This is a genomic window from Actinosynnema sp. ALI-1.44 (assembly GCF_001984155.1).
GTDB lineage: Bacteria > Actinomycetota > Actinomycetes > Mycobacteriales > Pseudonocardiaceae > Kibdelosporangium.
Genome location: NZ_MTQO01000036.1, coordinates 200,811 through 219,984, shown reverse-complemented (window position 1 = coordinate 219,984; position 19,174 = coordinate 200,811). Strand labels below are relative to the sequence as shown.

The window sequence follows — 19,174 nt, the reverse complement described above, 5'->3', positions numbered from 1 at the left end:
TGGTGCACAACGACTTCAGCCCGCACAACCTCCTCGTCGACACGAGCGGGACGCTGACCGGGATTCTCGACTTCGGCGACGTGGTGCGCACGGCGGTGGTGTTCGACCTGGCCATCGCGCTGTCCAACCTCCTGCGGGCGGACGCCGAGGACCTGTGGGCGGCCCCGCTGGCGTGGCTGCGTGGTTATGTCCGGGTCAGGCCGGTCCCGGACGAAGAACTCGCGCTGCTTCCGTTGTTGTGCACCGCGCGGTTGGTTCAGCGGGCCCTCATCGCGTCGTGGCGTGCCCAGCGGGATCCCGCGCGCGCGGCGTACGTGCTCTCACACGCGTCCCGCGACTGGGCGACCGCCCATGCGGCTCGCACCGGACTCGACACCACGGCCGACCGGATACTGGAGGTGCGCCGATGAACCGCCCGGAAATGGTCAACGGCTTCACCGGCGAGCGGCTGGCCGAGCAACCCCGGCACATCCAGGACATCCTTGCCCGGCGCGCGAACCTGCTCGGGCCCGGATACCAGCTGTTCTACACCAACCCCGTCGAGGTGGACCGGGGCGATGGCGTCCACCTCTACGACTCCGAGGGCAACGAGTACCTCGACGCCTACAACAACGTCGTCTCGCTCGGACACTGCCACCCCGCTGTCGTCGAGGCCGTGACCCGGCAGATGGCCAAGCTCGCCACGAACACCCGCTACCTGCAGACCGATCTGCTCGACTTCTCCGAACGCCTGCTGGCGACGTTCCCCGCGCACCTCGACCGGGTCGTCTACACGTGCAGCGGCTCGGAGGCCAACGACCTCGCCCTGCGCATCGCACGGGCGCACACCGACGGCACCGGGATCATCGTGACGAGCAACGCGTACCACGGGGTGACGGCCGATGTGGCGGCGTTCTCCCCCTCGCTCGGCCCCACCTCGCCGCTGGGGCCCCACGTGCGCACGATCAGCGGACCGGACCCGCTGCGGCAAGGCGCTGAGGTGGTGGCTGTGCTGCGCGCCGAGATCCGGGCGGTCATCGACGATCTTGAGCGGCATGGGTTCGGCGTGTGCGCACTCGTCGCGGACAGCCTTTTCTCGTCCGACGGCATCCAGCCTTATCCGACAGAACTGCTCGGCGTGCTCGCCGACGAGGTGCGGGCGGCGGGCGGCGTGTACGTCGCCGACGAGGTGCAGTCGGGGTTCGGCCGTACCGGATCCGGGTGGTGGGGGTTCAGCAGGCACGATGTCGTGCCCGACCTGGTGACGCTCGGCAAGCCGATGGGCAACGGGATTCCGGTGGCCGCGACCGTGCTGCGGCACGACGTCGGCCGGAACTTCGGCGAGAAGGTGCGCTACTTCAACACCTTCGGCGGCAGCAACGTCCCGATCGCCGCGGCTTCGGCGGTCCTGGACACCATCGTCCGCGAAGGCCTGATCGACAACGCCCGGGAGATCGGGGCACAGCTGCTGCGGGGATTCACCGACATCGCCTCGGACCACCCCCGCATCGCGGACGTGCGCGGCGCCGGACTGTACTTCGGTATCGAGATCACCGCCCCCGACAGCACCGACCCGGACGGTGCACTCGCCCAGTCGCTTGTGGACGATCTGCGCGACCACTTCGTGCTCGTGTCGGCGTCAGGGCCGCACGGCAACGTCCTCAAGATCCGGCCGCCGCTGGTGTTCACCGAAACCGACGCCGCACTGCTGCTCGAGCGGTTCGCCGACGCCGCTGCCCGAGTGACCCGGAGGTGACTGATGACCGCACCGACGATCGAGCTGAACGCGGACGCGGGGGAGAGCTTCGGGCGCTGGACGCTCGGCGACGACGAAGCCCTGTTCCGGTACATCACGACGGCCAACATCGCCTGCGGCTACCACGCCGGTGACCCGGCGACCATGCGAGCGGCTCTGATCCGCGCCCGGACGGCCGGTGTCGCCGCCGGTGCCCACCCCGGCTACCCGGACCTGCTCGGCTTCGGCCGCCGGGCACTGCCGTCGACCGACGCCGACGTCGTCGACTACATCCTCTACCAGGTCGGGGCGCTCGCGGGGATCGCGGCGACCGAGGACGTCACGCTCACGCACGTCAAGCCGCACGGCGCGCTGATGGGCCGGATCTGCCGTTCGCCCGAGCTGGCGACGGCGGTCGCGCGGTCCCTCCAATCGGTACTCCCGGGAGTACCGCTCATGTTCGCGCCCACCGCGGCGATGCGCGCGGTCACCGCGGAAGGGTTGCCGGTCATCCCGGAGAACGCGGCCGACCTCGAATTCGACCAGGACGGCGTCAACATCGTCGAGCCGGTGCCGCGCGCCAAGGACCCGGAAGCGGTCGCCGACCGTGCGCTGGACATGGCGCGCGGCAGCGTCCGAACGGTCGACGGGGCGGTGATCCCGATGCCGGTGCGGTCGGTGTGCGTGCACGGGGACAGGCCGAACGCCGTCGCGATCGCCGCGGCCGTGCGCCGACGTCTCGAATCGGCCGGATTCGTCCTCAGTGCTTGCAACTCCAGTGCGCACAAGCAGGCGCCATGAGCTACCAGCTGTTCACCGACGGTGCCCGGGCCAGCTTCGGCGGCGACGAGTTCGTGTTCGTCGAAGTCGGTGAAGGCATGGACCTCGCGCAGGCGCTGCGGATCCAGGCGATCACCGGGGACCTCGCCCGGCGGGAGCTGCCCGGCGTCATCGACGTCGCTCCGGCCAACGCGAGTTATCTCGTGCGCGTCGACCCGGACGTGTTGCACCCTCGTGCGCTCGTGCGCACGCTGTCCCGACTGCACGAACGGTTCGGGGAAGCGGGTTCGGTGGAGCTGGACACGGAGATCGTCGAGATCCCCGTGTGGTACGCGGATCCGGCGACCGAGCGGACCTGCCTGAAGTTCCGGGACAGGCACCAGTCGGCGGACGAGACCGACATCGCCTACACCGCACGGGTCAACGGGTTGTCCTCAGTGGACGATCTGGTCGCCGCGCACTCGTCGGCGCCGTTCATCGTCACCTTCCCGTGCTTCAAGCCGGGCAACACGGAATGCGTTCAGCTCGTGCCGCGTGAGCGGCAGATCCAGGTGCCCAAGTACCTGCGGCCCAGGACGGAGACACCGGCGAGGGCGGTCGCGCACGGCGGCGCGTTCACGGTCGTCTACCCGACTGCGGGGGTCGGCGGTTACCAACTGCTGGGCCGCTCACCGGTCCCGGTCGCCGACCTCACCCAGCAGACCCCCGGGTTCGAGACGTCGAAAGTGCTCGCCACGATCTCGACACTGCTGCGCTTCCGGCCCGTCGCGGGCGAGGAGTACCAACAACTGCGCACGGACTCGCGAGAAGGGCGGTACCGGTATCGGCGCGCGCCGGTCCGGTTCGTGCTCGCTGAATACCTCACCGACCCGGCCGGTTATCCGCGCACCTTGGAGGCGGCATTGTGTTGACCGTCCTCACGCCCGGCGCCCGCACACTCGTCCAGGACCTCGGCCGTGACGGGCAGTACGCCATCGGTCTGCCCCCGTCGGGCGCATTGGACCAGTACTCCCACCGCTGCGCCAACCTGCTCGTCGGCAACCACGAGAACGCGGCGACCCTGGAAATCGCCATGATCGGCCCGGCACTGCACTGCGCCGAACCGACGGTTGTGGCGGTCACCGGCGGCGACGCCGACGTCCGCGTCGACGGTGTGCCCGTGTCGTGCTGGCAGACAGTGGAAGTGCCCGCCGGGCAGGTGCTGCAGATCGGCACCCTGCGTACCGGCTGCCACGCCTACCTGGCGGTGCGCGGCGGGATCGCGACCGAACCGTTCCTGGGCAGCCGGTCCACGTACCAGAGTTCCGCGATCGGCGGGCACGAAGGCCGTCCGCTCGAAGCGGGCGACACCTTGCCGGTCGGCGACGAGACCGACGTGTTCCGGCCCGGCGTGGGCAGCACCGTCGATCCCCGGCTGCGTCCCGCGCTCGGCGGGCACCAGCGCCTGCGGCTCGTGGAAGGACTGTGCCGCCACCGGTTCACCGACGACAGCGTCCGCGAGTTCTTCGCATCGACGTTCACCGTGTCCGCCGAATCCGACCGCACCGGCCGCAGGCTGACCGGGCCCGCACTCCGGTTCGTCGACAGGGAAGCCCCGTTCGGAGCGGGCGACAACCCCAGCAACGTGGTCGACCTCGGCTACCCGGTGGGATCGGTGCAGGTGCCCAACGGCGAGGAAGCCATCTGCCTGCTGCGCGACGCCGTGACCGGAGGCGGCTACGCCACGATCGGCACGGTGGTGAGCGCCGACCTGGACGTGCTCGCACAGCTCAAGGCCCCGGACACCGTCCACTTCGTACCGGTGTCGCTCGACCAGGCGATCGCCGCGCGCCAAGAGCGTCGCGACCGAGTGAAACACGTGCGCCGCGGACTGCGGCTGCTTTCCCTGTACTGACCCCCGGCCGTCCCGTTGGGACGGCGCGAACCGTTCCCGTTCGCCAGCCAGCCGACCCGCACCCCCACCATGCTCCGAGGAGCACCGCCATGGCCACTCTGACCAGCCGTACACCGCCGTTAGGCACGTCGTCGTGGACCGCCCGGACCCTGCTGATCCTGCTCGTGCTCGACCTGACCTACCTCGTCAACGCGATGGACCGGCAGGTGTTCTCCATCCTGCTGCCCGACATCAAACAGGCCTACCTGCTCACCGCGAACCAGGCCGGGACGCTGTCGACGATCTTCACCCTCGGCATGGGCCTCGCCGGGGTCCCGGCCGGCTATCTGGCCGACCGGTTCGGCCGCAAGAGGATCATCGCCGCCAGCCTGCTGTTGTTCTCCGTCACCTGCGCGCTGCAGGCGACGGCGGCCGGGCTCGTCGACCTGACCGCGTGGCGGATCCTGTCCGGTGTCGGCGAAGGAGCGCAGAACGCGGCGCTGTACGCCGCTGTCGGGGCGTACTTCCACCGCAACCGTGCGGTCGCGATCGGGTCGATCAACGCCGCGTTCGGGCTGGGCGCGTTCGGCGGTCCACTCGCGGGCGGGGCGCTGCTGTCCTCGACGGGCGACTGGCGTGTCCCGCTGTTCGTCTTCGGCGGGATCGGCGTGGTCATCCTGGTCGTCCTCATGGTGGCCGTGCCCCAGTCGGTGACGGAAGTCGGCCGCCACGAGCAGTCTCGCCCCACGCCGGGCAGCGGTGGCCGGTTCTTCAACCGGCGGGTCGTCTGCTGCACGATCGCCACTGTCGCCGCGGGCTTCACCATCTACGGCTACCTCGGGTTGTACCCGACCTATCTCCGCGAGGCGCACGGCTACGCCCCCGACCAGACCGCGGTCGTCGCGGGCATGTTCGGGCTCGGCGCGCTCACGTCGGTCTTCTGCGGCATCTTCGCCGACCGGTTCGACCAGCGGTGGGTCAACGTCGTCGGGTTCGCCGCGATCGCCGGGTGCGGAGCGGGGATCTTCCTGCTCGGCGACGCCTACGCCGTGCAGATCGCGCTGTCGTTGGTGCTGGGCATCGCTTTCACCGGCGTCGTCTACACCAACACCAGCGCACTCATCCAGCGGTCGGTGCCCAGCGCGAAGGTCGGCAGGGCAACGGGTCTGTTCGTCGCGGCCATGTACATCCCGGCGAGTGTGTCCGGCTACTTCTTCGCGGCCACCGAATCCGGCCTCGGCTGGCAGGCCGCCGGGGTCATCCAGCTGTGCGTCATCCCGGTCATCGGCATCGTCGCGATGGCCGCGATGGGCAAGCCAACCGAAAGGAGCCAGTCATGACGCGGCACTACGAGCCGTACCAAGAGGTGCGGGACGGCATGCGGATCGAGTGGGACGTGCGGATCACGATGAGCGACGGCGTGACGCTCGCCGTGGACATCTTCCGGCCGGACGACGACGAACCGCACCCGGTGCTGCTGGCGGCCAGCCCGTACGGCAAGGGACTGCCGTTCGCCGAGGGGTTCGCGTCCCAGTTCTCCGCGCTCGTCCGCGACCACCCCGAAGTGGCGGCGAAATCGACGTGCAAGTACCAGGTCTGGGAGTACCCGGACCCCGAACGGTGGGTCCCGGAAGGCTACGTGTGCGTGCGGATCGACGTGCGCGGCACGGGCGGCAGCGAGGGAGCGGTCGACTTCTTCTCGCCGCGGGAGGCGCAGGACCTCTACGAAGCGATCGAATGGGCGGGCGTCCAGCCGTGGAGCAACGGCAACGTCGGCATGCTCGGCATCTCGTACCTCGCGACCAACCAGTGGCTGGCCGCCGCCGTGTCCCCGCCGCACCTCAAGGCGATCTGCCCGTGGGAGGGCGCGTCCGACTACTTCCGCGAGTACACCCACCACGGCGGGATCCCGACGGAGTTCATGCCCGGCTGGGCACCGCACCAGGTGCTGCGGATCCAGCACGGCCGCGCCGAGTCGCCGATCAACCCGAACACCGGCCGCAAGGTGTCGGGGAAGCCGGAACGCACGGCTGAGGAACTGGCGGCGGCCGCGATCCAGATCTCCGACGTGCTGCTCGCCCACCCCGTCGTCGACGAGTACTACCGGGACCGCACCGCTGTGCTGGAGAAGATCACCGTGCCCGTGCTGTCCTCGTCCAACTGGGGTGGCATGGGCCTGCACTCGCGGGGCAACTTCGAGTCGTTCCAACGGGTTTCGTCCGAGCGGAAGTGGCTGGAGGTGCACGGGCTCGAACACTGGACGGAGTTCTACACCGACTACGGCCTCGACGTGCAGCGGCGCTTCTTCGACCACTTCCTCAAGGGCTCGGACAACGGCTGGGACACCCAGCCGACCGTCCAGCTGCAGGTGCGCACGCCCGACAGCTTCTTCCTGCGCCACGAACAGGAATGGCCACTCGCGCGCACGGAGTGGACAAAGCTGTACTTGGACCTGGACAAGCGTGTGCTGACCGGTCACGCGTCCGATGGAACACAGCGTTCGGAATTCCAAGCACGGTCGGAGGGGCTGATGTTCACGCTGCCGCCCGCCGACGAGGAAGTGGAGTACACGGGTCCGGCGGCGTTGCGGCTGTTCGTCTCGTCCACGACCGAGGACGCCGACCTGTTCGTCACGGTGCACCTGTTCGACCCGGACGGCACCGAAGTGCTCTTCCCGACCGCCTTCGAACCGCACGGCCCGGTCGGTCAGGGGTGGCTGCGTGCCTCGCACCGCGAGCTCGACCCGGAACTGTCGCGGCCGTACCGTCCGTGGCAGCGGCACACGGCGATCTCCCCGCTGGTCCCCGGGCAGGTCTACCAAGCTGACGTGGAGATCTGGCCCCTGTCGATCGTCGTCCCGGTCGGCTACACCCTCGGGGTGTCGGTGCGTGGCCAGGACTACGAACACCACCTGCCCGGCCCGCACGAGATCGTCTACGGCCGTGAGATCCGCGGCAGCGGCGCCTACTGGCACGAGTTGCCCGGCGACCGGGACCGGCCCGCCTACAACGGCCGGACCACCCTGCACGGCAACGACGAGCAGCGGCCGTACCTGCTGCTTCCCCGGATCCCCTGAGCAGATGGCGAACACGAGCCGGGCCGCGGAGAGGTACAGGTGGCGACACCACCCATACGAGTGGTCATGCCGGTTGTTCGCGCGTCATACGCCCAACGAGCACACCGTCGATGTTGGGATGTCCGCGACACATGCAGACGATCCTCAAAGGAGTATTCGTATGGAAGCCATCACCGGCCTTCTCCGCAGACTGCTCGGCGGCCTCGGCGGCGGTCTCCCGCTCGGCTGACCACTCGCCTGGCTGCCCTTCGCCCTCGCGGGCAAGGGCAGCCGAGCGTTCTGTCAAGACAGGCGCCGCGGTTCTCGCCGCTGTGGCGCGGGGGAGGACGTATCGTTCTCTCCCGCTGCGTCAAGGAATTCCCGCTGCGCCAAGTGAGTGCCCTTTCCAGCGGTTCACCTCACAGCGAGCAACCCGTCCAGTACGAGAGTGATGACACCGTCGGCCTCCGCCCGCCAGTCGGGGCGGTCATGGGCCGCGCCGATGCCGTGCAGCGCCATCATGACTGCACCAGCGCCCACGTCGTCGCGGACCGTGCCTTCCTGCACGGCGGCGGCCATCAGGTCGGTGACGGCTTGCTCCAGCGCCCGGCTGCCCTCGGCGAGGGCACCGGAGCCTGAGGCCATCAGCGTGGCCAGTGTCCGGGCGAGGCCCTCGTGGGTGTCCATGTGGTCGACCATGCCGCGCAGGAAGGTCGCCAAGGCTTCCGCCGCGGGCAGCGTGTCCCGCAGGTGGCGGGCGCGGTCGCACAGCGCGGCGACTTCCTCGTGGTAAACCGCCTCCACCAGTGCTTCCCGGGTGGGGAAGTGGCGGTAGAGCGTCCCTGTGCCCACGCCTGCGAGGCGGGCGAAGTCGTCGAAGCGCAGGTCGAAGTTCCCGGTCTCGAAGACCTCCCTGGCCTTGGCGATCAAGGCCGCGCGGTTGCGCTGGGCGTCGGCGCGCAGCGGCTTGCCTGGTGTTGACAAACGGAAACTTCCTCCATATTTTCGAAAGTGGAAACTATCTCCACTTCGATCGTACGCCACGAGGTGCGGTATGCGGATCCTGATGTTCGGGCGGGGCGTGATCGCCGCCATGTACGGCTGGGCGTTGGAACAGGCCGGGCATGACGTCGAGTTCTTCGTCCGCCCTGGCCGCGCGGCGGCGTACGGCGAAGCGATCGACCTCGATCTGCTCGACGCGCGGCGCCGGGTGTGGGGGCGGCGCGTCGTCCGGAGGTGGCCGGTGCGCTACCGCGAAGAGCTGGCGCCGGACCACGACTTCGACCTGATCGTGTTGAGCGTGCAGCACTTCCGGCTGGCGGAGGCGGCGGCCTTCCTCGCACCGCGCGTCGGCAAGGCCACCGTCCTGGTCTTCGGCAACGTCTGGTCCGATCCGCTGGCCGCGGTCGCCGCCCTTCCCGCCGACCAGGTCGCCTGGGGCTTTCCCCAAGCAGGCGGCGGTTTCGGCGAGGACGGCGTGCTCCGCGGGGGCATCCTGCCATCGGTCGTGTTCGGCAGTTTCGGCCCCCCGAACGACCGTGAACGGGCTGTCCGCCAGGTGTTTCGAGCGGCCGGGTTCCCGCCGCGGGAACAATCCGACTTCCGTGGCTGGCTGTGGCTCCATTTCGCGTGGAACGCGGGCCTGCACGCGCAGGGCCTGCGGCTGGGCTCGCTGGCCAAGCTGCCAGGGGCAACGCGCGACCTGCGCGAGGCGTTGTGGGCCAGCCGTGAGTTGCTGGCGCTCGTCGAGGCGCGCGGCGTCGACCTACGGCGCCACCGGGGCAAAGTGCTGCCGTTGCGTGCGCCCACCTGGCTGACGGCGCCTTTGCTGGCCTGGGTGCTGGAGCGTTTCGCGCCGGCTCGCGTCAACTTCGAAGCGCACTCCGATCCCGAGGCCGAGGAGCCGCGGGTGATCTGCCGTGACGTGTTGGCGGAAGCGCGCCGGTTGGGCGTCCCGGTACCTCGGCTGGCAGCGGCGGAACCGAGCTTCGCGCGGGGTTGAGCGGTCAGGCGGTCACGGGGCTGTTGCCCTGCACAAGGATTCTCGACACCCACGCCCGAGCCGCAGCGCACATGGTTTTCTCGTCGCCACGGGCGTGGTCGACCATCTCGTCGTCGCGCCACACGATCAACGCGACGGACGCCTGCACCGGCGTCAGCCCGATCACCCAGTGGTGATCGTCGTGCCTGCCCGACCACTCCGCCGTGCTCCACCGGCCGCCGGTGAGCACGGTGACCTGCCACGCCGGGTCGGCGGCCAGTCGGGCGACCTCCGGTGACCTCACCGTCGGCATGCGATGCGCGTCCACCGGCGCCACCCTCCGCTGTGTTCAGCTCCCGTTCACCGTCAATTTACTCGCGGGGGTCGTGCGGGGCATCGCCCCTGGCGGCTTCGGACCAGTGGATCACGCCGGTGGCCTCGTCGCCATCGGTGGCCCCAGGTTTGACGCGCGGCCGTGACCTGCCGGACATGGCGGCCGGGACGCGCCTATATGGTGGGCCAATGGCGTCGATCAGGCAGATCCAGGTGACCTTCGACTGCGCGGACCCGGAGCGCGTCGCCCGATTCTGGTGCGAGGTGCTGGGGTACGTCGTACCGCCCGCACCGGAGGGGTTTTCCACTTGGGCCGACTACGACCGCTCGCTGCCGCCGGAGCGCCAGGGTGCGGCGTTCGCCTGCGTCGACCCCACGGGTGCGGGTCCGCGGTTGTTCTTCCAGCGCGTTCCGGAAGGCAAGGTCGTCAAGAACCGGGTGCACGTCGACGTGCGCGCCGGCATCGGGCTTCAGGGTGAAGAGCGTCTCGCCGCGCTCAAGGCCGAGAGCGCGCGACTGGTCGCACTCGGAGCGACAGAGCTGCAAGTGCTGTATGCCGATGAGTTCAACGAGTCGTGCATCAACATGCAGGACGTCGAGGGCAACGAGTTCTGTCTGGACTGAGCACCCGGCCTCACAGCACGCGGCGGAGGGCCGTGATGATGTCGACGGTCTCGGTGCGAGTGGTGTAGTTCGGATGCACGTCGATCCAGCGGATCGTGCCGTCGGCGTCCACAATCACGACGGTGGGCATCGGTATGCCGTGGCTTTCGTCGGCGTTGACGGCGGGCAGGTCGATACCCATGGTTTCCTGTGCACGGCGTGCGTCCGCGGTCGGCGCGGTCAGTACCCCGAGTTTGCCCGCGATCTGGTTGCCGGGATCGGACAGCACGGTGAAGGTGAGGTCGTTCTTCTCCGCCATGCTCAGCGATCCGTCGGGTTTCTGCGGGCTGAGTGCGATCAGTTCGACGCCGCGTTCCGCGAGGGCTGGCACCAGTTGGTCCTGGTAGGTGCGTAGCGTGATGTTGCAGTACGGGCACCAAGCGCCACGGTAGGTGACGACGACAGCGGGTTTTCCGTTGCGGGCGGCGGTGAGCGTGGTGGAGGTCCCGTGGGCGTCCAGCAGGTCGCCGTCGGGCATCGCGGTGCCTGGGGTGGCGACGCCGTCCGGAACGCCTGCGGCGTCCAAACTGGCCTGTTCACTGCCGAACGCGGCCAGGACCTCGTCGGGGATCTGTCGGCCCATGTCCTGCTGCATGGCTTCGACCTGCTCGGCGATGGTGTGCTCGGTGGTCGTCAACGCGGTCCTCCCTGGACTGGATCGTCCTATCCAGAACTACCGCGAGTGGACTGGATAGTCAAATCCAGTTTTTGGGTAGCATGGGCGACATGACGGCGCACGGTCCCAAGCTGACGCAGCGCGGCCAGGCCACTCGGGAGCGCATCGTCACGGCCGCGGCGCGGCTGATGTACGAGCGTGGCGTGGCGGGCACCAGCACACCGGACGTGCGAACCGCCGCGGGGGTGAGTTCCTCGCAGATCTACCACTACTTCGCCGACAAGAGCGCCTTGACCATGGCGGTGATCGAACAGCAGACCGAGATGATCCTGCGCCGCCAGAACACGTTGCTGGACAAGCTCGACAGCTTCGAAGGCCTGTGGGCCTGGCGTGACTGCATTGTGGACCTCGTGCGCGAACTCGGTTGTGCGGGCGGCTGCCCGTTGGGCTCGCTCACCACCGAGCTCGCCGATCACGACCCGCGAGCCCGCGAGGCGCTGGCGGCCGGATTCTCCCGCTGGGGCACCGCGATCCGTGACGGTCTGCGCACCATGATCGACCTGGGGCGGCTCAGCCCCGACGCGGACCCGGACCACCTGTCGCTGGCGATGCTGGCCGCCCTGCAAGGCGGACTGCTGCTGGCGCAGGCCCAGCACACCACCGCGGCCCTGGAAGCCGGTCTCGACGCGATGATCGAGCGCATCGCGTGTCACGCCGTTCCGACCTGACCTCGACGGTGTGACATCTTCCCAGTCATCCCGGAGGCCGCACTGCGCGCGACGCTGGGCATCCTCGCGAGGAACGTTCAGCAGCAGCTGAAACGCGTTCGCCGAACCGGGGCAGGACGGCACAATGGGCGAGTGCAGTCCGACATCACACCGTCCTTCCCGGTCCGCGCGGCCCGCGGGGACGACTGGCCCCAGATCTGGTCGATCATGCACGACGTCATCACCGAGCAGCGGACCATTCCCTACGACCCCGCCATGACCGAGCAGGACGCCAGGCGGATGTGGTTGCTGGACGCACCGGCCAGAGTGGTCGTCGCCGCCGACGGCGACCAGGTGGCCGGAACCGCGAACATGTACGCCAACCGAGCCGGGCCCGGCAGCCACGTCGCCTCCGGCACCCTGATGGTCGCCAAGCAGGCGCGGGGCGCGGGTGTCGGACGGGCCCTCACTGTCGACATGATCGACTGGGCCAGGCGGAACGGGTTCGCGGCGATCCAGTTCAACGCCGTCGTCGACGTGAACACGGCCGCGGTCCGCCTCTACGAGAGCCTCGGGTTCGTCATCCTCGGCACGGCTCCCGGCGCGTTCCGCCACCCCACCATGGGAGACGTCGGCCTCCACATCATGTGGCTGGACCTGCGAAACGCGACACCGGCGAACACCGGCTGAACCGGTCGGCGAACCAGCAAGTGGTCGTGTCCCTCTGGTAGGCTGTGCGGCGATGATCACCTCCATGAGCAGATCGGGGGTTCCGTTCGCAAAAGGTGAGTGCTGATGCACTCTTTGACCGCGAACGAGAACATCCGCCTTCGTTTCTGGTCGCGCGTGCGCGAATTCACCGTGCCGCCGGCGATGATCGAGTCAGCGACCGCCCGCCGAGCCGCGGGTGATTGGGCTGGGGCCTGCGCCGCCGCGCGCGTCGACGTGGATCTGAACCTGCGAGCTGTGGGCCGCGCCCACGGCAGGCAGTTCGCGGACCTGGTCCGCGCTGATCTGCGTCAGCTGGCGCCCGACCTGCTTTGCTGGCATTTTCCCAGGATCGCCCCGGACGGCCTGGTGCGGCCGGGTCTGACCGTCTCGCTGGCCCGCTACCCGCCGCCGACCGGCACCGGCGACGCGATCCACCTCGTGGCCCGGACGCCGCCTGCCTGGGCGGACGCGGGCCAGCGGATCAGCCTCGCCCTGTGGGACCCTTCGCGGCCTCTCGCCGGAGCGGGCATGCACCCGCATCCCCGTCCTGACCGGCGGTTCCGGCTCGATCTGCACCGTCACCTCTGGGACGTGCGCAGGGCCGGTGAGCTGGGGGAGCGGCCCGGTGCCGCGGACCGGTGGATGGCGGAGGCAGCGCTGCTGCTGCGCGCGGAGGGACGCACGGACGGCATCGTCACCGTGCGGCTCAACGCCCGCCGCCGGGTCGTGCTGAACCTGGGTGCGGCCACCGGACCGCCCTCCCTGCTGCCCGACGCGGCGACCTGGTTACTCCCCGACCTGGAACTGCTGCGGGCGGGGATGATCGACGCTGACCGGCTGCATCCCCTTGTCGCGTCGGCACTCCTCCCGGACCAGGCGGTCAGCGGACCGCGAAGTCCGGACGGGCCAAGGGGTTCGCGGCTGGTCGAGTGTCGTGGTGCCACGCACCGGATCGGCGTGGTGAACGGCGTGCTCGTGCCGTTGGACCACGACGCCGACGAGATCCGCCGCGAGGAGTTGCTGGTCGCGTTGGGCGGTCCCGCGCTGCCGTGCCTGCGGGTGATCGACGAGACGCACCGGAACCCGGAAGACCTCGTGGACGTTCGGGCCCGCCTGCACCACGGCGATACCGCTGGTGCCTTCGCCGCTGTCGAAGAACTGCTCGGACAGGACGTGCTCCTGCGCAACGGCGCGTTGCGCGACGAGTTGGAGACGGCGGTGCGCCGCCAAGTGGCGCATGGGCTGTACCGGGCCGGGATCGTCTGGCTCGGTCCGGCTCCGCCTGTCCGGCGCCCGCGCCGTCGCGCTCGCCAGCGCCACGCGACCTGTCGCTGAATCACATTTCGCTTCCGCACCTGGCCGGCGCACGGCCCCTTGACCCCAAAGGTGATCCACCATGACCACTGCCTTGCCTGAACCGACCCGTGCCCGGCCGATGGACGTCGCCGCCGATCTGCTCGCCCTGCTGCGGGACACGACCACCGAGCCGCGGGCCGACACCCAGTTGGAGGCCCTGACACTGGCGGTGTCCGCCGACTTGCCGGTGTTGCTGTGGGGCGAGCCGGGAATCGGCAAGACCGCCGCCCTCAACCAGCTCGCCGACGCGCTCGAACTGCCGTTGACCACGGTGATCGCCAGCGTGCACGAACCGTCCGACTTCGCCGGGCTGCCCGTCGTCGGCGACGACCCCGCGACGCAGGGCGTCCCGATGGCTCCGCCGGACTGGGCCGTGCGCCTGGTCCAGGCCGGTCACGGGATCTTGTTCCTGGACGAGCTGTCCACCGCACCACCGGCTGTCCAGGCCGCGCTGCTGCGCGTCGTGCTCGAGCGCCGCATCGGCGCGCTGACCCTTCCGCCGGGCGTCCGGATCGTGGCCGCCGCCAATCCGCGATCCTCCGCGGCCGACGGCTGGGAGCTGAGCCCGCCGCTGGCCAACCGGTTCGTTCATCTACAGTGGACATACGACCACGATGTCGTGGTACGCGGGCTCGGCGGGACGTGGCCGACGGCGACGCTGCCGCGGCTGGATTCGGGGTGTCTGCCCGACGCCGTGGCGTTCGCCCGCCGTGCGGTGTGCGGCCTGCTGGCCGCCCGGCCCGCGCTCGTGCACCAGCTGCCGAAGAGCGAAGCTCGGCGCGGCGGCCCGTGGCCGTCACCGCGCAGCTGGGAGATGACGCTGCGGCTGATCGCTTTCGCGACCGCCGCGGGCGCTTCCCGGGAAGTGCTGTCCACACTGGCGCGGGGAACCGTGGGGGACGGGCCGGGCCTGGAGCTGACAGCCGCCATGGACCGGATGGATCTGCCGGATCCCGAATTGTTGCTCGCGAACCCGGCGGCGGCCGTCCTACCCGAGCGCGGCGACTTGCGCCAGACGGTGCTCGACGGCGTGGTGGAGGCGGTGCGCAAGCGGCCGGAGCAGTCCCGTTGGGACGCGGCGTGGGCGTTGCTGGTGCTGGCCTTGGAAACCGGTGCGCCGGACTTGGTGGTCGTACCGGCGGCCACGCTCGCCGCGTTGCGCCGTGACGACTGGCAGGTTCCCCCAGCGATCGAGCAGTTGGCAGGAGCGGTGTCGTTGTCGCAGCGGGCCGACCTGGCCGGTGCCCGCCGGTGAGGCCGGGGACCATGGACGAGGAAAAGCTCTTCGCCGCCCGGTTGCACGCGGTCCGGTGCCGTCCGTATCTGGCGACGGCGCTGTTCGCGTTGCACACAGTGGAATCGCGAACAGTGCCGACGATGGCCGTCGACCGGCACTGGCGCTGCTACGTCTCACCGGCGTTCGTGGACCACACCTCGGTGGAGGATCTGGCCGGGGTGTGGGTGCATGAGGTCTCCCACCTGCTGCGCGACCACCACGGGCGCAGCGACCGGTTCGCGGCGACCCACGGACTGACCGGGCTGGGTGAACGACTGCGGATGAACATCGCGGCTGACTGCGAGATCAACGACGACGTGTTCGACGACGTGCTGGTACGGCCCAAGGACGCGGTCCACCCGGGGCTGCTCAGCCTGTCCGAGGGACAGCTGATGGAGGACTACCTGCGCCAGTTCCGGCTGGGGCCGTACACCGACGAGTTCGCCTGGCTGGACTGCGGCAGCGGCGCGGACGGGCTGGACCGGGACTGGGACCTGGGGCCCGGCGGCGCGCACGGCCTCAGCGCACAGGAACGAGATGCCGTCCGGTTCCGAGTCGCCCAGGGCATCACCGGCAACCCCGGCAGCGTGCCGCAAGGCTGGAAGCGCTGGGCGGACGAGGCGTTCCACCCGCCGCAACCGTGGCGGGAACTGTTGGGAGCGGCGGTCCGCACAGCGGTGTCCGGCCCTGGCGCGGGGGAGGACTACACCTACGGTCGCCTCTCGCGCAGGTCGGCCAGCCTGCCTGGCGTCGTCCTGCCGAGCCTGCGGCGCCGCCCGCCGCGTGTCTGCGTGATCGTCGACACGTCCGGGTCGGTGAGCGACACCGAGCTGGGCAGCGCGATCCTGGAGATCGCCGCGATCGCCAGAAGCGTGGGCGGGCGGCGTGATCTTGTCTCGGTGCTGTCGTGCGACGCGGCCGCGCACGTCACACACCCGCTGTGCAGCGCGGAGGGGATTTCCCTGGTGGGTGGTGGTGGCACGGACCTGCGCACCGGCTTCGCCAAGGTCCTGCGCACCAGCCCGCGTCCGGACACCATCGTCGTACTGACCGACGGACAGACGCCGTGGCCCAAAACGCGACCGCCCTGCCGAACGGTCGTCGGCCTGTTTCCCCGACCACGCCCGTCGGGCGAGGACAATCCCGACTACGAACCGGACACGCCTCCGGCATGGGCACGGGTGGTCTCCATCGGCTGACCCCTCATGCCGGGCGCTGCGAGCGCCTGGTCGTGCACAAAGGTGTGATCCGTTGCCGGTGGGGCATCCTGTGATCATGTTCGAGGGCTTCGTCGCGGAGACGGTGGATGGTGATGGGCTGCCGATCTTCGTGCGGCACGCGGGATCTGGGCCTGTGGTGTTGCTGCTGCACGGTCACCCGCGGACGTCCGCAACCTGGCATTGGGTGGCTCCGCAGTTGGTGGCCCAGGGGTACACGGTGGTGTGCGCGGATCTGCCCGGGTACGGGCGGTCCGGTAAACCGGTGCCCGCTGAGGACCACGAACCGCATTCGAAGCGCGCTGGGGCTCGGCGGTTGCTGGCCGCGATGCGATCGCTCGGGTTCGACCGTTTCGCTGTCGTCGGGCACGACCGGGGGAGCTATTTCGCGCTGCGGCTGGCGATGGACCACCCGCAGCAGGTGGTCGCGGCTGTGCTGGTGGACTGCCTGCCGATCAGTGAACACCTCGACCGCATCACCGCGCGGTTCGCCACGGAATGGTGGCACTGGTTCTTCTTCGCCCAGCCCGAGATCCCGGAGCGCGTGATCAACGCCGATCCGGACTCCTGGTACCGCGGTGACCCGGACAGCATGGGCCACGAGAACCACGCGGAGTGGCGTGCCGCGGTACGGGATCCGGAAGTCGTGCGAGGGATGCTCGAGGACTACCGGGCCGGTGTGACCGTCGACTACCGCGACGAGACTGCTGACCGGGTTGCCGGTCGCACACTGAAGCAGCCGGTGCTCGTCCTGTGGTCCTTGCGTGATGACCTCGAACAGCTCTATGGCGATCCCTTGTCGATCTGGCGCGAGTGGGCCACCGATGTGACCGGACACGGCATCGACTCCGGCCACCACGTGGCCGAACTCGCACCGGACGAGTTCACCACCTCGGTCGTGACGTTCCTTGCCGACCGCTACCCGTCCCGTCCGGCCGAGCACGTTCGATGACGCAGCCGGGAGTCGGCGGTCCTGGCGGGGCACTGGTGCGGATGCGTTCCAACCACAGGACGGCGCCGATGACGATCGCACCCGCGCCGGTCGCGGCGAGCCAGCCCGCCCGGTGGTCGAACGGTCCGTGGCCGAGCGAGGCGACGGTGACCGCCAGTGCCACCACGATCGCGGTGCCGAGTTGGGCGGCGGTGTTGAGCAGGCTGGCGGCACGGGCGTGGGACTGGCTCGACGGCTTCCCTGCCCTTGACCTGGTCAACACGGTCAAGCGGATCGGCTGGCAGGAGCGCGAACAGCTGAAAGACGTGGCCGACCTGGACTCGTGGCTGGACGCGGCGGCGTTGCCCGTGCCGCGTCCGGCCCACGTGGACGTCAAGGATCTCCATGCCCTTCGTGCACTGCGTGACCCGGCGCTGCGGCTGCTGCACGCCAGACTCGGCCGTGGCGACTGGCTGCACGCGGACGTCGAAGCGGTCAACACGCATCTGCTGGCCGCCCCCGAACTCGTCCTGCTCGGCGAGCATCCGGGCCAGACCGTCCGCTATCCCCTCGGCGACGCTTCAGCCATGACACGGCTGCTGGCGGGGCTCGCCGCCGACGTCCGCGACGCCACCCAGCGGTCGGATCTCGCCTTCTGCGACGCCCCCGGTTGCGGGCTGGTGTTCTACCGCCGTCGCACCAACCAGTCGTGGTGCGGTGCCTCATGCGGCAATCGTGTCCGTGTCGCCCGCCATCAAGCGACCTGACCGCAGGCCGTCACGCTGGACGATGACCGGGCCGCCGGTCACCATCCGATTCACGCCGAGTCGCCCGGTTCACCGTCGGTGTCGCGCCGGTGCGGGCGCTCGGTCTCCTCTCGGTACTCGTCGACCTGCTGCGGAGTCGGATCTGGGCCCACAGCGTCGGCGAAGTCCTCGGGATCTTCGAAGTCCTGGGGATGAGGTTCGGTCACGGTCGTCCTCCCTTGGCGGTCGTCTCCTTCTGCGTGCCCCTGGGTGCGCAGGCGAAACATCCAGCACCGAACTGGCGGGGCGCGGGTGAGTCCGGGGCATCTGCCAGTCGAACTCACCCGCGGTGCGTGAGAGCAGGTTCGCTTATCCCTCGTTGTTGACGACCGTTGTGTTGCCCTCTCCGACGTTGCTGACGACGGTGGTGTTGTGGTGGCTGCCATTGGCGGCGACCACGGTCGTGGTGCCCGACGTACCGGTGTTGTCCACAGTGATGTCGTTGTCGCTGCTGGCGTTGTTGCTCACGACCGTGGTGGACGCGGTGGTTTCGTCGTTGATGACGGCCGTGTTGTTGTCATCGCTGGCGAGATTGCTGACGACGGCGGTAGTCGAATCGGCGTTGTTGTTGTGCACCGCTGTGTCGTTGTGGTCCGCGCCGGTGTTGCTCGCGACGACGGTGTTGTCGGCGGCATCGTCGTTGACGACAGTGGTGTCGTTCGCGTTGGAATCGACGTTGCTGACGGCGAGGTTGTTCGACTGGGCGTCGTCGTTGCTGACCGCGGTGTGGTTGTGCCCGCCGTCCTCATTGGACACGGTCGCGGTGTTGTGCGATGGCTGGTCGTTCCCCACAGTGGTCGAGTTCGCGTCAGCGTCGTCGTTCGACACCGTGGTGGAGTTGTGGTGGGACGCCGTGTTCGTGACGGATGAGGTGTTGTCGTTGGCGTCGCCATCGTGGTTGATCACTGCCACGGCGTTGTGACCGGGCGCGTCATCCCGCGTGTCGGCCATGGCCGTGCCGGCGGTTACGGGCAGTGCGAGGGCCAGCAGGCCGGTCAGGACGGCTCGCGCTGTCCAGCGATCGGGAATCACGAAACTCCTCGAGGTGATCGGGAAGCGGCTCCACAGTGGCCGCTTCCTCAACGTAACCAACCTCCGGCTCGCTGTCGGACACATATCGGTCCTGATCGCGGAGTGTCGCAAATGTACACACGT

The 19,174-nt window shown here is 69.4% G+C and carries 21 protein-coding genes; 16 read left to right on the top strand and 5 right to left on the bottom strand.

Features of this window, described 5'->3' with window-relative positions:
• The first annotated feature begins 2 nt into the window (after positions 1 to 2).
• The 7 genes from ALI144C_RS10405 to ALI144C_RS10375 all read left to right on the top strand — a co-directional run bounded on the left by ALI144C_RS10405 (position 3) and on the right by ALI144C_RS10375 (position 7,443).
• Complete coding sequence (locus tag ALI144C_RS10405; protein WP_168211222.1) at positions 3 to 410, top strand: phosphotransferase enzyme family protein; 408 nt, start codon at positions 3 to 5, stop codon at positions 408 to 410.
• Complete coding sequence (locus tag ALI144C_RS10400) at positions 407 to 1,735, top strand: aspartate aminotransferase family protein (protein ID WP_076986820.1); 1,329 nt, start codon at positions 407 to 409, stop codon at positions 1,733 to 1,735. Before ALI144C_RS10405 ends, ALI144C_RS10400 begins: the two co-directional genes overlap by 4 nt.
• 3 nt (positions 1,736 to 1,738) lie before the next feature.
• Positions 1,739 to 2,515, top strand: a complete 777-nt coding sequence (locus tag ALI144C_RS10395; protein WP_076986819.1) for a 5-oxoprolinase subunit PxpA — start codon at positions 1,739 to 1,741, stop codon at positions 2,513 to 2,515.
• Positions 2,512 to 3,405 carry a 5-oxoprolinase subunit B family protein gene (locus ALI144C_RS10390; RefSeq protein ID WP_076986818.1) on the top strand — a complete coding sequence of 298 codons (894 nt, stop codon included), beginning with the start codon at positions 2,512 to 2,514 and terminating at the stop codon, positions 3,403 to 3,405. The genes ALI144C_RS10395 and ALI144C_RS10390 overlap by 4 nt, the downstream gene beginning before the upstream one ends.
• On the top strand, positions 3,399 to 4,388 hold the full coding sequence (locus ALI144C_RS10385; protein ID WP_076986817.1) for a biotin-dependent carboxyltransferase family protein: 990 nt from the start codon (positions 3,399 to 3,401) through the stop codon (positions 4,386 to 4,388). Before ALI144C_RS10390 ends, ALI144C_RS10385 begins: the two co-directional genes overlap by 7 nt.
• A gap of 89 nt (positions 4,389 to 4,477) precedes the next feature.
• The gene (locus ALI144C_RS10380; protein WP_076986816.1) at positions 4,478 to 5,707 is read left to right on the top strand and encodes an MFS transporter; all 1,230 of its coding nucleotides are present in this window, start codon (positions 4,478 to 4,480) and stop codon (positions 5,705 to 5,707) included.
• Positions 5,704 to 7,443, top strand: coding sequence for a CocE/NonD family hydrolase (locus tag ALI144C_RS10375; RefSeq protein ID WP_076986815.1), 1,740 nt, complete (start codon positions 5,704 to 5,706; stop codon positions 7,441 to 7,443). The genes ALI144C_RS10380 and ALI144C_RS10375 overlap by 4 nt, the downstream gene beginning before the upstream one ends.
• A 393-nt stretch (positions 7,444 to 7,836) precedes the next feature.
• Here the strand turns inward: ALI144C_RS10375 and ALI144C_RS10370 are convergent, their stop codons facing one another.
• Positions 7,837 to 8,406, bottom strand: a complete 570-nt coding sequence (locus ALI144C_RS10370) for a TetR/AcrR family transcriptional regulator (RefSeq protein ID WP_076986814.1) — start codon at positions 8,404 to 8,406, stop codon at positions 7,837 to 7,839.
• Positions 8,407 to 8,476: 70 nt separating this feature from the next.
• Here ALI144C_RS10370 and ALI144C_RS10365 point away from each other — a divergent pair, with 70 nt between their 5' ends.
• On the top strand, positions 8,477 to 9,424 hold the full coding sequence (locus tag ALI144C_RS10365; protein WP_076986813.1) for a ketopantoate reductase family protein: 948 nt from the start codon (positions 8,477 to 8,479) through the stop codon (positions 9,422 to 9,424).
• Between the two features lie 4 nt (positions 9,425 to 9,428).
• Here the strand turns inward: ALI144C_RS10365 and ALI144C_RS10360 are convergent, their stop codons facing one another.
• Positions 9,429 to 9,731: a hypothetical protein gene (locus ALI144C_RS10360; protein WP_237774082.1), complete on the bottom strand. Its 303-nt coding sequence runs from the start codon at positions 9,729 to 9,731 to the stop codon at positions 9,429 to 9,431.
• A gap of 194 nt (positions 9,732 to 9,925) precedes the next feature.
• On the opposite strand from ALI144C_RS10360, the gene ALI144C_RS10355 reads away from it, so the two are divergent.
• Positions 9,926 to 10,360 (top strand): VOC family protein, encoded by a 435-nt coding sequence (locus tag ALI144C_RS10355; RefSeq protein ID WP_076986811.1) that lies wholly within the window; start codon positions 9,926 to 9,928, stop codon positions 10,358 to 10,360.
• 10 nt (positions 10,361 to 10,370) lie between these two features.
• On the opposite strand, the gene ALI144C_RS10350 is transcribed toward ALI144C_RS10355, so the two are convergent.
• Entirely contained in the window at positions 10,371 to 11,036 is a 666-nt protein-coding gene (locus ALI144C_RS10350) for a peroxiredoxin-like family protein (protein ID WP_076986810.1), read from the bottom strand.
• 89 nt (positions 11,037 to 11,125) lie between these two features.
• Here ALI144C_RS10350 and ALI144C_RS10345 point away from each other — a divergent pair, with 89 nt between their 5' ends.
• The 7 genes from ALI144C_RS10345 to ALI144C_RS10315 all read left to right on the top strand — a co-directional run bounded on the left by ALI144C_RS10345 (position 11,126) and on the right by ALI144C_RS10315 (position 17,980).
• Positions 11,126 to 11,743 carry a TetR/AcrR family transcriptional regulator gene (locus tag ALI144C_RS10345; RefSeq protein WP_076986866.1) on the top strand — a complete coding sequence of 206 codons (618 nt, stop codon included), beginning with the start codon at positions 11,126 to 11,128 and terminating at the stop codon, positions 11,741 to 11,743.
• Positions 11,744 to 11,875: 132 nt separating this feature from the next.
• Entirely contained in the window at positions 11,876 to 12,412 is a 537-nt protein-coding gene (locus ALI144C_RS10340) for a GNAT family N-acetyltransferase (protein ID WP_143230560.1), read from the top strand.
• Positions 12,413 to 12,517: 105 nt separating this feature from the next.
• Entirely contained in the window at positions 12,518 to 13,768 is a 1,251-nt protein-coding gene (locus ALI144C_RS10335) for a hypothetical protein (RefSeq protein ID WP_076986864.1), read from the top strand.
• 61 nt (positions 13,769 to 13,829) lie between these two features.
• The gene (locus tag ALI144C_RS10330) at positions 13,830 to 15,044 is read left to right on the top strand and encodes an AAA family ATPase (protein ID WP_076986809.1); all 1,215 of its coding nucleotides are present in this window, start codon (positions 13,830 to 13,832) and stop codon (positions 15,042 to 15,044) included.
• An 11-nt stretch (positions 15,045 to 15,055) separates the two neighbouring features.
• Positions 15,056 to 16,264, top strand: a complete 1,209-nt coding sequence (locus ALI144C_RS10325; RefSeq protein ID WP_076986808.1) for a vWA domain-containing protein — start codon at positions 15,056 to 15,058, stop codon at positions 16,262 to 16,264.
• A 76-nt stretch (positions 16,265 to 16,340) separates the two neighbouring features.
• Positions 16,341 to 17,234, top strand: a complete 894-nt coding sequence (locus ALI144C_RS10320) for an alpha/beta fold hydrolase (protein ID WP_076986863.1) — start codon at positions 16,341 to 16,343, stop codon at positions 17,232 to 17,234.
• Positions 17,231 to 17,980 carry a CGNR zinc finger domain-containing protein gene (locus tag ALI144C_RS10315; RefSeq protein WP_076986807.1) on the top strand — a complete coding sequence of 250 codons (750 nt, stop codon included), beginning with the start codon at positions 17,231 to 17,233 and terminating at the stop codon, positions 17,978 to 17,980. Before ALI144C_RS10320 ends, ALI144C_RS10315 begins: the two co-directional genes overlap by 4 nt.
• Positions 17,981 to 18,030: 50 nt before the next feature.
• Here the strand turns inward: ALI144C_RS10315 and ALI144C_RS55395 are convergent, their stop codons facing one another.
• Both ALI144C_RS55395 and ALI144C_RS10310 read right to left on the bottom strand, forming a co-directional pair.
• Positions 18,031 to 18,186: a hypothetical protein gene (locus ALI144C_RS55395; protein ID WP_168211221.1), complete on the bottom strand. Its 156-nt coding sequence runs from the start codon at positions 18,184 to 18,186 to the stop codon at positions 18,031 to 18,033.
• Positions 18,187 to 18,328: 142 nt separating this feature from the next.
• Positions 18,329 to 19,051, bottom strand: coding sequence for a hypothetical protein (locus tag ALI144C_RS10310; RefSeq protein ID WP_076986806.1), 723 nt, complete (start codon positions 19,049 to 19,051; stop codon positions 18,329 to 18,331).
• Positions 19,052 to 19,174 lie beyond the last annotated feature (123 nt).

Coding starts and splice junctions, on each gene's coding strand:
- ALI144C_RS10400 (WP_076986820.1), top strand. CDS start 407: ATGAACCGCCCGGAAATGGTCAACGGCTTCACCGGCGAGCGGCTGGCC.
- ALI144C_RS10395 (WP_076986819.1), top strand. CDS start 1,739: ATGACCGCACCGACGATCGAGCTGAACGCGGACGCGGGGGAGAGCTTC.
- ALI144C_RS10390 (WP_076986818.1), top strand. CDS start 2,512: ATGAGCTACCAGCTGTTCACCGACGGTGCCCGGGCCAGCTTCGGCGGC.
- ALI144C_RS10380 (WP_076986816.1), top strand. CDS start 4,478: ATGGCCACTCTGACCAGCCGTACACCGCCGTTAGGCACGTCGTCGTGG.
- ALI144C_RS10375 (WP_076986815.1), top strand. CDS start 5,704: ATGACGCGGCACTACGAGCCGTACCAAGAGGTGCGGGACGGCATGCGG.
- ALI144C_RS10365 (WP_076986813.1), top strand. CDS start 8,477: ATGCGGATCCTGATGTTCGGGCGGGGCGTGATCGCCGCCATGTACGGC.
- ALI144C_RS10355 (WP_076986811.1), top strand. CDS start 9,926: ATGGCGTCGATCAGGCAGATCCAGGTGACCTTCGACTGCGCGGACCCG.
- ALI144C_RS10345 (WP_076986866.1), top strand. CDS start 11,126: ATGACGGCGCACGGTCCCAAGCTGACGCAGCGCGGCCAGGCCACTCGG.
- ALI144C_RS10335 (WP_076986864.1), top strand. CDS start 12,518: ATGCACTCTTTGACCGCGAACGAGAACATCCGCCTTCGTTTCTGGTCG.
- ALI144C_RS10330 (WP_076986809.1), top strand. CDS start 13,830: ATGACCACTGCCTTGCCTGAACCGACCCGTGCCCGGCCGATGGACGTC.
- ALI144C_RS10325 (WP_076986808.1), top strand. CDS start 15,056: ATGGACGAGGAAAAGCTCTTCGCCGCCCGGTTGCACGCGGTCCGGTGC.
- ALI144C_RS10320 (WP_076986863.1), top strand. CDS start 16,341: ATGTTCGAGGGCTTCGTCGCGGAGACGGTGGATGGTGATGGGCTGCCG.
- ALI144C_RS10315 (WP_076986807.1), top strand. CDS start 17,231: ATGACGCAGCCGGGAGTCGGCGGTCCTGGCGGGGCACTGGTGCGGATG.